10 protein-coding genes are annotated in these 12441 nt (G+C 71.0%); 2 read left to right on the top strand and 8 right to left on the bottom strand.

Annotation, left to right across the window (positions count from 1 at the left end; genetic code table 11):
- The first annotated feature begins 134 nt into the window (after positions 1-134).
- Positions 135-782: a phosphatidylserine decarboxylase gene (locus tag ABZS61_RS29485; RefSeq protein WP_356427772.1), complete on the top strand. Its 648-nt coding sequence runs from the start codon at positions 135-137 to the stop codon at positions 780-782.
- The gene (gene pssA, locus ABZS61_RS29480; protein WP_351171454.1) at positions 769-1623 is read left to right on the top strand and encodes a CDP-diacylglycerol--serine O-phosphatidyltransferase; all 855 of its coding nucleotides are present in this window, start codon (positions 769-771) and stop codon (positions 1621-1623) included. Before ABZS61_RS29485 ends, pssA begins: the two co-directional genes overlap by 14 nt.
- 76 nt (positions 1624-1699) lie before the next feature.
- On the opposite strand, the gene ABZS61_RS29475 is transcribed toward pssA, so the two are convergent.
- The 8 genes from ABZS61_RS29475 to ABZS61_RS29440 all read right to left on the bottom strand — a co-directional run bounded on the left by ABZS61_RS29475 (position 1700) and on the right by ABZS61_RS29440 (position 12354).
- The gene (locus ABZS61_RS29475) at positions 1700-2983 is read right to left on the bottom strand and encodes an MFS transporter (RefSeq protein ID WP_356427768.1); all 1284 of its coding nucleotides are present in this window, start codon (positions 2981-2983) and stop codon (positions 1700-1702) included.
- A gap of 46 nt (positions 2984-3029) precedes the next feature.
- The gene (locus ABZS61_RS29470) at positions 3030-5348 is read right to left on the bottom strand and encodes a glycoside hydrolase family 3 N-terminal domain-containing protein (protein ID WP_356427765.1); all 2319 of its coding nucleotides are present in this window, start codon (positions 5346-5348) and stop codon (positions 3030-3032) included.
- A 270-nt stretch (positions 5349-5618) separates the two neighbouring features.
- Positions 5619-6299, bottom strand: a complete 681-nt coding sequence (locus ABZS61_RS29465; protein ID WP_356427763.1) for a GntR family transcriptional regulator — start codon at positions 6297-6299, stop codon at positions 5619-5621.
- A gap of 91 nt (positions 6300-6390) precedes the next feature.
- Positions 6391-7323 (bottom strand): NAD(P)-dependent oxidoreductase, encoded by a 933-nt coding sequence (locus ABZS61_RS29460; RefSeq protein ID WP_356427760.1) that lies wholly within the window; start codon positions 7321-7323, stop codon positions 6391-6393.
- A 112-nt stretch (positions 7324-7435) separates the two neighbouring features.
- Entirely contained in the window at positions 7436-8860 is a 1425-nt protein-coding gene (locus ABZS61_RS29455; protein ID WP_356427758.1) for a gluconate:H+ symporter, read from the bottom strand.
- Between the two features lie 81 nt (positions 8861-8941).
- Complete coding sequence (locus ABZS61_RS29450; RefSeq protein ID WP_356427755.1) at positions 8942-9457, bottom strand: ribose-5-phosphate isomerase; 516 nt, start codon at positions 9455-9457, stop codon at positions 8942-8944.
- Positions 9458-9522: 65 nt separating this feature from the next.
- Positions 9523-11235, bottom strand: coding sequence for a dihydroxyacetone kinase family protein (locus ABZS61_RS29445; protein ID WP_356427752.1), 1713 nt, complete (start codon positions 11233-11235; stop codon positions 9523-9525).
- Positions 11236-11418: 183 nt separating this feature from the next.
- The gene (locus ABZS61_RS29440; protein ID WP_356427749.1) at positions 11419-12354 is read right to left on the bottom strand and encodes a sugar phosphate isomerase/epimerase family protein; all 936 of its coding nucleotides are present in this window, start codon (positions 12352-12354) and stop codon (positions 11419-11421) included.
- Between the last annotated feature and the right edge of the window lie 87 nt (positions 12355-12441).

Genomic DNA, 12441 nt, shown 5'->3' with positions numbered 1-12441 from the left:
ACCCTCGACCGGAGCCTTTCAGCTGTCCGACTCGGCTGCTGGCTTGCCCAGTTGCCGCTCGCACCCGATAGCATCGCGGGAAAGCCGCCGTCCCCCCGTTGCCAGCGCGGCATCATCCGCTACGAAGGTCATCCATGCCCGACAGCCAAAACTCCGCACCACGCGGCGGGGTCCGCCTTGCCCGCGGAGCATCGCCGTGGCTCCTCCCGACCGTCGCCACCGCGGCACTCAGCCTCACCCGGGCCCGCAAGTCCGGGCGCTGGGCCGCTGTGGCCGTGCCCACCACCGCGCTCGCGGCGGGCATGCTGTGGTTCTTCCGCGACCCCGAGCGCGAGATCACCCAGGGCCGCGTCATCTCGCCGGCCGACGGTGTGGTGCAGAGCATCATGCCGTGGAAGGACGGGCGCACCCGCGTCGCGATCTTCATGAGCCCGCTGAACGTCCACGTCAACCGGGCGCCCCTGGCCGGCACCGTGACGTCGGTCGAGCACATCCCGGGTGGGTTCGTCCCGGCGTTCAACAAGGAGAGCGAGAACAACGAGCGCGTTGTCTGGCACTTCGACACCGAGCTCGGCGACATCGAGATGGTGCAGATCGCGGGAGCGGTCGCCCGTCGCATCGTCCCCTACATCCCGCAGGGTACGAAGGTGGAGCAGGGCGAACGCATCGGTCTGATCCGGTTCGGCTCGCGCGTCGACATCTACCTTCCGGAAGGTATCGATGTCGCGGTCGAGGTCGGACAGGCCACCACCGCGGGGGTGACTCGAATTGACCGTGATTGATCCTGATACACAGGCCGGCTGGGTACCGGAGGCCGAGGAGGACGCCGACGCCGAGGACATGCCGCTCTCGATGCGGCTGTCGATAGCGGACACCCTCACTCTCGGTAACGCCACGTGCGGTTTCATGGCGGTGTACTTCACCACCACGGGGATCCTCATCCCGCACCTCACCGGCAGCGACGAGACGGGCATGGCCCGTCACTCCGCCGCCACCGCGGTGATCCTCATGCTCCTGGCCGCGGTGTTCGACCTCTTCGACGGGCTCGTGGCACGCAAGCTGCGGTCCTCGCCGATGGGTGCGGAGCTCGACAACCTCTCCGACCTGATCAGCTTCGGGCTCGCCCCGGCCTACTTCGTGCTCGTGTACGGGATGGTCGCGGACGACGCGCACCAGCGGGTGTCGGCGCTCGCGGCGATCGTGGTGCTGCTGGCGGTGGTGCTCCGGCTTGCGAGATTCTCCTGCGTGACGCTGAAGGACGGCATGTTCCAGGGCATGCCGAGCCCCTTCGGGGCGCTCACGGTCGTCTCGATCGTGCTCCTGGAGCTGCCCTTCGTGCCGACGCTGCTCGCGATCGTCGGAGTGGCGTGGCTGATGGTCAGCCGGGTCGAGTACCCCAAACCGCGGGGCGTCCTCGCGGTGGCGATGCTCGGCTGGATCGTGGCCGCGATGGGGCTGCTCGCCGCATGGGCGTTCGACGCCCCCGGCGGCCAACTGCTCCTGCAGACCGGCTGCGCGCTGCAGGTCGTGCTGGGTGCGGTGATCCCGCTCTTCGCCACGGCGCGGCGGGTGAACACCTTCCGCGACAACCGGCGCGAGGCGCGGGCGGCTCAGCTCCCGTAACCGACGCAACGCAATCGCACGAGGGCCCGGATACTCCCCAGCATCCGGGCCCTCGTGCGTGCGGTGACTGTCGTGCTCAGCGCACCTTGCGCACCGGAAGAATCGCCAGCGCGCCGCCGAGGCACACCAGTGAGGCCGTGACCAGCAGTATCGAGTAGTTGTGACCGCCTCCCACGGAGATGAGCAGCGCCCCGAGCGCGGGCGCGAAGATCTGCGGGGCGGACATCGCGATGTTGAAGATCCCGAGGTCCTTGGAGGGGTTCTCCGGGTCCGGCAGCACATCGATGACCAGGGCGAGGTCGACACCGAGGTACGTGCCGAAGCCGAGGCCCAGCACGATCTCCGCGCAGTAGAACAGGGCGATGGTGTCGGAGCGGCTGAGGATCAGCATGCCGGCGCCGAAGAGCACCGCGGCGACGGCGATGAACGGCTTGCGGCGGCCGAAGCGGTCCGAGAGCCATCCTGCGGCCTGCGCGGAGCCCATCACGCACAGCCCGTAGACGAGGACTCCGGTGGCCAGGGTTTCCGTCGCCTCGGCGGCGGTGAGCCGCATCTCGTGCTGGAGGTAGATGAGACGGAAGGTGGTGAACATCCAGTTGGCAAGGGTCAGCAGGAAGCGCGAGAGCCAGGCCCAGGCGAAGTCCGGGTGCTGCTTGGGATTGATCCAGTAGGTGTTCAGGACGGCTTTCAAGCCCTCCCGCGCGGGCTTCTCCTCCAGCGGCTTGTCCGGCAGGACCAGGACGTAGCCGATCACCAGGAGGACGCCTATGACGCTGGGGACCAGGAAGAGCAGCAGCATCTGATCGGTGAAGGACCTGGCGATCCAGGTACCCGCGGTGGGCGCCAGGTTCTGCATGATGCCGAGCAGCCCGCTGATCTTGCCGCGCTTGTGCTCCGGGACGTTGTCGGCGACGGTCGCGACAAAGGCGGCCAGCGCCCCGTTGGCGGACGCGGAGGCGATGACGAAGCCGACCGTGACGACGGCGACGCTGCTCGCCGTCGCGATGATCATCAGTCCGAGGAGCAGCCCGAGCATTCCGAGGACCAGCCACGGCCTGCGGCGACCGAAGCGGCTGGTGGTGCGGTCGCTGAGACGCCCGAAGAACGGGTTCGCCAGCATCGCGGCCACCGCGCCCGTCGTGGTGACGATGCCGAGCGAGGCCACCTGGTCGTCCTCGGGGACGATCGACTGCACCTTGAGCTGCAGGCTGACCAGGATGGGCGTCAGAAGGGCCAGGAACAGGCCGAGCTGGCCTGCCGCCATGCCGACGACGAGCCGGGGCCGGGGAGTCTGCGCACCGGCGATGTGCTCGCCGGGTGGGGGCGCGTCCTTGGTGCTGCCGAGGGTGTCCGTGGTCACGGTGAGGACTGCTTCCTGTCGAGGGGGGAGGGCGTGCGCGAGGGGGCTACGAGTGGCTGAGGTGGCGGTCCGCGCCGACCGTGCGCTGGGGTCCCGTCAGTTCGATGTCGGCACTCAGCCGGATGTCGCCGCTGGAGGAGCCGAGCATCAGGCGGAGGGCACCGGGCTCGACGATGCGCCGCCCGTCGCCCGAGGCGTCCTTCGTGTACGAGGTCTGGTCCGCGTGCACCCGGAAGGCCACCAGGGCGTGCGCGCCGGGCTCGAGCTCGACGGTGGCGAAGGCGGCCAGCTGCTGCGTGGGGCGGGCGACCTGGGCGACCGGGTCGTCGTAGTAGAGCTGGACGGTCTCCCGGCCGGCGTACTCGCCCGTGTTGCGCACGAGGCATGAGACCTCGATGAACCCGTCGGTGGGGACGAGCCCGCCGTGGGCGACCCGCAGGTCCTCGTAGCCGAACGTGGTGTAGGAGATGCCGTGCCCGAAGGGGTAGAGCGGCGTGTTGTCGAGGACGCTGATGCCGTCGCTGTGGCGGCCGAGGGGCGGGTTGAGGTAGGTGCCCGGGCTGCTCCCCGGGGTGGCCGGGATCTGGACGGGCAACTTGCCGCTCGGGACGGCCCGACCGGACAGGACGCGGGCCAGCGCGGGACCGCCCTCCTCGCCGGGCATGAACGACTGGACGACAGCCGCACAGCGTTCTGCAAGCCCTCCGAGGGCGTAGGGGCGGCCGGAGACGACGAGCAGGACGACCGGGACGCCGGTGGCCAGTACCTCCTCGACCAGCTGTGCCTGCACACCGGGAAGCGCGAGGTCCGGCGCGTCGCACCCCTCCCCCGAGGTGCCGTTCCCGAACATCCCGGAGCGGTCTCCGACGACGACCAGCGCCAGGTCCGCCGAGCCGGCGGCACGGACGGCGGCGGGCAGGCCGGAGCGGTCGTCGCCGCTGACCGCGCAGCCCTGCTCGTAGGTGAAGGTGATGTCCGGCAGCTCAGCGGTGAACGCCTCGCGCAGGCTGGGCAGGGCGAGGCCCGCCGGGTGGCCGGGGTGCTTGGGCAGGACGTGGTTGGGGAAGGAGTAGCAGCCCAGGAAGGTACCGGAGTCGTCGGCGCCTGGGCCGATGAGAGCGATGCCGGGCGTCCGGGCGGCGTCCAGGGGCAGAGCGGCGCCCTCGTTGGCCAGCAGGACGACGGAACGCTCGGCGACCGTGCGGGCGAGCGCACGGTTGGCCGGGGAGTCGAGGTCGACGGGAGTACCGACCCCGGCGTCCGCCTCCGGGCTGTAGTCGGCGTCCAGGAGCCCGAGCCGGAGCTTGTGGCGCAGGACGCGTTCGACGGCACGGTCCAGGAGCTCGGGCGCGACCTGCCCGCCGTCGAGCTGCTGGGCGAGAGGGGCGCCGTAGCAGCGGGTGTTGGGAAGTTCGACGTCCATGCCGGCGCTCAGGGCGACGCGGGCCGCGTCCGCCTCGTCGGCGGCGACCCGGTGCATGGTGTGGAGGAACGCGATCGACCCGTAGTCGGAGACCACCGTGCCGGTGAACCCCCACTGCTCGCGCAGCACGGTCGTCAGAAGGTGCTCGTCGGCGCAGGCGGGGACGCCGTCCTGGTCGGTGTAGGTGTTCATCACCGAGCCGACAGCACCCTCGCGTACGGCCATCTCGAACGGCGGCAGGATGACGTCGGCCATCTCACGGGCGCCGATGGAGACGGGCGCGTGATTGCGGGCGCCCCGCGAGGCCGCGTGCCCGGCGAAGTGCTTGAGCGTGGCGATGACGCCCTGGGACTGCACCCCGCGGACATAGGCGGTGCCGATGAGCCCGGTCAGATACGGGTCCTCGCCGAGAGTCTCCTCGACTCGGCCCCAGCGGTAGTCCCGTACGACGTCCAGGACCGGGGCGAGGCCCTGGTGGACGCCGACGGACCCCATGTCACGGCCGATCGCCGCGCCCATCCGCTCGATCAGGGCGGTGTCGAAGGTCGCGGCCCAGGCCAGGGGCGTGGGGTAGACGGTGGCACCGAAGGCGGCGAATCCTGTCAGGCACTCCTCATGGGCGATGGCGGGGATGCCCAGACGGGTGGTGTCGGTCAGCAGCCGTTGCAGGCGTACGAGTTCGGTGCGGCCTTCCTCGGGGGTGAGCGGGCGGGTGCCGTAGGGACGGGTGAGGTGGCCGATGCCGTGGGCGAGGGCGTCGGACTCGCCGGACCGGGCGGCGAGGGCTTCTTCGATCGGGGCGACCCGGGCGTCTCCGCTGCCGACGTTGGCCTTGGCCCAGTAGCTGCCCAGCTGGGCCAGCTTCTCGGCCTGTGTCATCGCGGCCATGAGGGCTTCGATGCGCTCGTCGGCGCCGAGCGATCGGTCGTTCCAGTGGTTCATGGGTCTCCTGCTCCCGGCCCGTGGATGCCGTACACCGCGTCGGGGGTCGGGTAGGCAGGCCGAATAAGTTCACGCCATTGACAAAATGGTGCGTGCAGCATGCACAGGAGGAAAGATCCAGGTCAAGAGGTTGCAGGTGTCATTCTCATCAATCCGGAATGAAAGATTCCGGGCATGCCGAAGAGCGGCTGCAGCTCCGCTCGGGGCAGTACGCAGCCGCTTCGGCGCCTCAGGAACGCCAGGGAGGAACAGTCACCTGGAACGCGGGCGTCAGTGACCGAACGCCCGGTGCGCCACACCTTCGAGGTGCGCGCGCATCGCGGCCTCGCAGCCTTCCGCGTCCGCCGCCTCGAACGCACCCAGGACCGCGGCGTGTTCGGCGAGCGCCTCCTCCGTGTCGCTCACCCGGCCGCCGGTGAAACGGCGGAAGCGCTGGATGTGTGCGCCCAGCGGGTCGATCGCGGCACTCAGGAAACGATTGCCCGCGGCGCGGGCGATCGTCGCGTGGAAGGCCGAGTCCGCCTGCAGGTAGGCGCGGAAGTCGTCCGCCACGCGCTGCACCGCCGCCGCTTCCATCAACTGGTGGCTCGCGGCCAGCGCGCGCGCCGTCCCCGCCGCGTCCCGCTCACAGGCCTGGCGGGCGCTGTACGGCTCGATCAGCAGCCGGGCACCCATCAGTTCGCGGAACCCGCCGTCGTCCAGAAGCGGGGCGACCGTGTAGCCGCGGTGCGGGACACGCACGACCAGGCCGGTGTTCTCCAGCTTGGCGAGGGCCTCGCGCAGCGGCGTCGGCGAGACGCCCCAGTCCTTGGCGATGGTGTCGATGCGCAGGGGCGTACCCGGTTCCAGGCCCTCGTCGAGAATCAGGGCGAGCAACGCGTCGTACGCCTCATCCATGAGGACGGTCCTGCCGAGACCGGGCTGACGTACCTGCCTGTCGGCTGGACCCATCCTTGACTCTCCCTGTGACATGCCGGACGCTGCCGGCTGACCGCGCCCTCAGCCTAGTCGGAACGGCTGCGACCGCCCCTGACGGGGCCGTTCAGCGCGCGGTGCGCGGGGACAGCAGGGTGACCAGCGCCGAGTCGTCCTCGGCGGCCAGACCCTGGCTGATGGCGAGCTGGTAGAGCTGGTCCGCCGCGGCGGCCACGGAAGTCGCGACACCGGCCTTCTTGGCGAGGGACACCACGATGTTCATGTCCTTGCGGATGATGTCCAGCCGGGAGCGCAGCTCCGGCCCGCCGGTGCCGTCCTCCTTCACCTCGTACTGCTGGGCCATGCGCGGACCACGGTCGGCCAGCATGAAGGACGCTGCCGCGCCCTGGCCGAGGACGTCGACGGCGCGGTCCAGGTCGATCCCGAGGGCACGGGCGAGCGCGAGGGACTCGGCGGCGGCCGCGGTGTGGATACCGCACAGGAGCTGATTGACCGTCTTCATGATCTGACCGTCACCGATGCGCGGTCCGACGATGTGCAGCGTGGAGCCGAGCCGGGAGAGGACGGCCCGGGCCGGCTCAAGGGCCGCGTCGTCCGCGCCGACCATGATGAGCAGGTCGCCCGTCCCGGCGCGTACGGCGCCGCCGCTGACGGGAGCGTCGACCAGGTGCACTCCCTGCTCGGCGAGGCGCGCCGCGACGTCCTGCACTGCGTCGACGCCGACGGTCGAGGTGACCACGACGACCGCACCGCTGCGCAGCGACTCGGCGGCGCCGTGCTCGACGATCCCGCCACCGAACAGACAGGACTCCAGCTGTTCCTGGTCCCGTACGGCGATGACCACGACATCGGCACCCCGCGCGGCATCGGCCGGCGTGGCGGCGGCCGTGGCTCCGCCCTGCACGGCGAGGGCGCGCCGCTCCTCGAAGACGTCGAAGGCCAGGACCGGGAAGGCGCCGGCGAGGCGGTTGGCCATGGGCAGGCCCATGGCGCCGAGGCCGAGTACGGCAGTGGTCGGGGTGGAGGTCTCAGCGGACATCGGATGCTTCTTCCTTGCGGGTACGGCCGTGAGGGGCCGTGTGGACGGATTCTCTTGTCGGGGCCGGGTACTCGGACGGGGCGCCGCACTGTGCGGGTGTCGCGCCCCGGCGTCAGACGAAGAGCGCGTACATGAGCAGGGACATGGCCAGGCCCGTCACGGCGACGATCGTCGACAGGGCCGACCAGGTCTTGATGTTCTGGGAGACGCTCATCCCGAAGTACTCCTTCGCCAGCCAGAAACCGGCGTCGTTGACATGCGAGAAGAAGAGCGATCCCGCCCCTACCGCGAGCGCGATCAGGGAGGCCTCCACCGGTGGGGTGCCCGCCACCATCGGAGCCATGATGCCCGCCGCCGCGGTGGTGGCAACGGTGGCCGAGCCGGTGGCCAGCCGGATCAGCACGGCGAGCAGCCAGCCGAGGACGAGCAACGGCATGTCCGCCGCGGCGGCGAACTTGCCGATGGCCTCGGCCACGCCGGTGTCCACGATGATCTGCTTGAAGCCTCCGCCCGCGCCGACGATGAGGAGGATGCCTGCGACGGCCGGCAGTCCGGCGCTCACGACGGTGCGGACCTCCGCCCGGCTGCGGCCGAGCCGGAAGCCGAAGACGACCATGGCGACGAGGACGGCGACGAACATCGCGATGAGCGGCGTGCCGAGGAAGTCCAGCAGGTGGTTGTACCAGGCGTCGCCGGGGAACGCGATGTCGACGACCGACTTGGCGAGCATCAGCACGACGGGCAGGGCAACCGCGCCGACGGATGTGGCGAAGCCCGGCAGGCGACGGGCCTGGGCCCCGTCCCGCGCCTGGTCGGCCTCCTTGACGAGGGAGGCGACCAGCTCCGCCGGGGCCTCGGTGCGCACATGGCGCGCGATGAACCGCCCGTACAGCGGGCCCGCGATGATGACGGTGGGGACGGCCGCGAGCAGGCCGAGGCCGAGCGTGGTGCCGACGTCGGCGCTGAGCGCGCTGACAGCGACGAGCGGACCGGGGTGGGGCGGCACGAAGGCGTGCATGGTGCCGAGGCCCGCGAGGGCGGGCACGGCGAGCAGGACCAGCGGGGTGTTCGTCCTCCGGGCCATGACCACGATGATCGGCACCAGCAGCACGAGGCCCACCTCGAAGAACATCGGCAGGCCGATGACCGCGGCTATGAGCGCCATCGACCAGGGCATCAGCCGGGGTCCCGAGCGCGAGCCGATGGTGTCGACGATGCGGTCGACGCCTCCTGAGTCGGCCAGGAGTTTGCCGAGGATCGCTCCGAGCGCGATCAGGCCGCCGGTGGAACCGAGTGTGGCCCCCATTCCGGCACCGAACGAGTCGACGACCGCGGCCAGTTCGGTGCCGGAGCCTATGCCGAGGACGATGGAACCGCCGATGAGGGCGACGAACGGGTGGAAGTCGAGCAGCGCGATCAGCGAGATGATCACGCCGATGGCGAGGGCAACCATGATGATGAGCCGGGTGTCGTGCCCGGTCCAGGGCGTGGTCGCCGCCGCCAGGATGTCGGTCCCGGGCGGGACGAGTGGAGACATGGGGGGGCGCGTCCTTACGTCGTTGTAAGTGGTGGCAGGGGGTGTGCCGACGCCACGGGCGTACGGGTGCCGGGCGGGGCGTCAGCAGCCGGCGGCGGGCTCGTCCCCGAGGCCGGAGCCCTCGGACGTGTCGTAGGCATCGAGGACGTCGATCTTCCCGCTCGACGGCGAGGACGCGTCGAAGCGGTAGCCGAGCCACTCGCGCACCAGCCGGCGGGCCAGCTCGAGGCCGATGACCCGCTGGCCCATGGTCAGGACCTGGGCGTTGTTGCTCAGGACCGCGCGCTCGACGGAGAAGCTGTCATGTGCCGTGACGGCGCGGACACCGCGCACCTTGTTGGCGCTGATCGCGACACCGAGCCCGGTTCCGCACAACAGGAGGGCACGGTCGGCCTCCTTGCCGGCGACCATACGGGCGGCTGCCACACCGATGTGCGGGTACGCGGTGTGCTCGTCCGCAGCCACCCCGATGTCGAGGACGGACGCGACGCGCGGGTCGGCCTCCAGATCGGCCTTGAGAGCTTCCTTGTACTCGTATCCGGCGTCGTCGCAGCCGATGACCATGCGGAGCGGTGCAGAATTCTGATGGTGCGTCATCTCGTATGTCCCGTGGAGTTGTTGGCGTGGGAACGTGGTTGTCGGGCGGGGTACGCCGTCGTCACTCAGCCGTTGCCGAGCACTGCCGCGACGGTGCGGGCGCACAGGGCCAGGGAGAGCGCCCCGGCATCGGGGGTACCGACGCTGCGTTCGGCCAGCGGGCGGGCGCGACCGAGGCGCGGCGTGAGGGCCGCGGTGGATGCGGCCGCGGCGGTGGCCACGACTGCGGCCCCCGCAAAGGCGGTTCGGGGGTCGCCACCGCGTGCGACCTCCGCGGTGAAGGTGTCGACGAGGGGGACGAGGGTGTCGACGAGGGTCTTGTCCCCGGGCTTCGCGCCGCCCAGCGAGGTCACCGCGTCGAGAGCGGCACGGGCACCCGCCGCGGCGCGCACGCCGTCGGCCCGGCCGGTGTCACCGAGCTCCTGGGCGAGAGCCCGCAGGGCGACGCCCCACAGCACGCCGGACGTGCCCCCGGCCTCGTCGGCCCAGGCGTCCGCTGCGGCACTGAGCAGCGAACGGGCACCCGCCTTCCGCGAGTCCGCCTCCTCGGCGGCGCGCACGGCCGCGTCGATCCCCTTGCTCATGCCACGCCCGTGGTCACCGTCCCCGGCGACCGCGTCGATGCGGCCGAGTTCCGGGGCGGCCTCGTGCAGCGCGGTGCGCAGCGCGCGCAGGGCTGCCAGGACGGCGGCAGCGGCAGCGCGCGACTCGGCGTCCCCCTCGGTGACCGGGACCTCGGGCTGTTCCTCGGGCAGGAGGTGAGCCCGGTCCGAGGGCTCGGGCAGGGGCAGACGGCTGAAGCCGGGGGCGTCGGCGGCGGCACACCACCAGCGCTCCAGGTCCTCGTCGAGCCACATCAGGGTGAGTGAGCACGCGGCCATGTCGAGGCTGGTGACGAGCTCGCCGACCTCGGGCCTCACCGCTGTGAGCCCGGCCTCGGCCAGCGCGTCGGCGACGTGGCCCCACAGCAGGAACAGTTCCTCGTATTTGGTGGCGCCCAGTCCGTTGAGGATCACGGCGACGCGCGCTCCCGCCCCTCGGGGGCGCTCGGCGAGCAACCGTTCGACGAGCGTGCGGGCGATGGCAGGGGCATCGGCCATGTCGGCGTCGCGCACGCCGGGTTCACCGTGGATACCGAGGCCGATGGCCATCTTGCCCTCGGGGACCGTGAACAGCGGCGTATCGGCGCCGGGCATGGTGCAGCCCTCGAAGGCTATGCCGAAGGAGTACGTACGGTCGTTGGCGTGGCGGGCGGCGACTTCGACGTCGTCCAGGGCGAGTCCTTCCTCGGCAGCCGCCCCGGCCACCTTGAAGACAGCGAAGTCGCCTGCTATGCCCCGGCGTTCGGCGCGCTGCTCGGCGGGGGCGCTGGCCACGTCGTCGGTGACCCGGACCGTGCGGGTGTCGATGCCCGCGTCGAGCAGCCGTGCCTGGGCCATGCCGAAGTTCATGCGGTCGCCCGCGTAGTTGCCGAACGAGAAGAGGACTCCGCCGCCGGTGTCGGCTGCCCGCGCGACGGACTCGGCCTGCCGTGCGGACGGCGAAGTGAAGATGTTGCCGACCACGGCGCCCGACGCGAGCCCTTCGCCCACCAGCCCGCTGAAGGCGGGGTAGTGCCCGGAACCTCCGCCGACGACGACCGCGACCCGGCCCGCACCCGGCCGGCGGGTGCGGACGACTCCCCCGGGCACCACGGTGACGTGCTCCGGATAGGCCGCGGCGAAGCCCCGCAACTGGTCCTCGCTGAAGCGGTCGGGGTCGTCGAAAAGCCGGGTCATGACAGGGGGGCTCCTTGTCGGAGGTACGGGGGTGCGGGAATGCGTCGTTCGCCCGGGGCGGCTCGGCAGGGGGCGGCCGGGAGCGAGGCGGGGCCTGCTTCGGGGCACACCCCACCGCCGCCGGCGCACGGAGCGGTGCCAGCGCCGCCGGCCGTCCGGATCGCGAGGGACGCCGTGCGCTGCTCAGACGCCGGCGCGGCGGGGCAGGATGCGCCTGAGGTAGTCGCGGTTGGAGGCGGCCACACTGAGGCCGTCGCCGCCGTAGTGCTCCACGCAGAACGCGCCGGTGTAGCCGTGCGCGAGGGCGATCCGGACGGCCCGGCGGTAGCTGACGAACCCGGACTCCATGGGGGCCGGGGAGGTCAGCACGGTTCCCGAAGCGGGGTCCTCGACGCGGTAGTAGCTCTTCACATGCCAGTAGTTGGCGTGCGGCAGCGTCTTGGTGACCATCGACTCCCAGGACTCGATGGGGCGCTGCATCCGGATGAGGTTGCCGAGATCCGGATTGAGGCCGACGTTGTCGCGGCCGATGTCGGTGAGCAGGGCGACCGAGGAGTCGGCCGTGCCGAGGTAGGTGTCCTCGTACATCTCCAGGGACAGCTCGACTCCCACCGACGCCGCGTGGTCGGCGAGTTCGCGCAGGCGGGTGACGGCCTTGTCCCAGGTCTCGCGATCACCGACCGGGTCCTGGGGACCCGGGACCGTCCAGAACCAGAGCACGGCCTGCTGCTCGGGAGTGAGCGGCCGGTGCAGACCGACCGAGACCAGCGGGACTCCGAGGGCGGCTGCCGCCTCGATGGTGCGGTGCGAGTAGGCGAGGTTCGCATCGCCGTCGACGGGGTCGATGACGCTGCGGCGGATGGCGGAGATGGCAGGAGCCGTCAGACCGATCCCGGAGAGCGTCTTCCTCAGTTCCTCGATGCGCGCGGGGGCGAGGTCACCCGGTCGGAGCCAGCCGTCCGTGAGGTCGACCTCACTGAACCCCGCGTCCACGACCTCCTGCAGCGTTTCCGCCCACTGCTGAGCGGTCTGTTCCTGGGTGGAGACACCGTCCGCCCCCACGTTCGGAAACTGCAGGAGGGCGGCGGCAATCGGCCAGGTTTCTGCGGTGTGAGTCATCTCGGCTCCCTTTCTCTATTTCCTATAGGATCTAGAATCCTGGAGACTGTCAATGTGACCCACCCCACACACCTCCCGGCCGCGTGG

Source organism: Streptomyces sp. NPDC005566, assembly GCF_040605575.1.
In the GTDB taxonomy this organism is placed as follows: Bacteria; Actinomycetota; Actinomycetes; order Streptomycetales; family Streptomycetaceae; genus Streptomyces.
The sequence above is the reverse complement of the archived record's forward strand: the minus strand, read 5'-3'. Positions and strand labels throughout refer to the sequence as shown.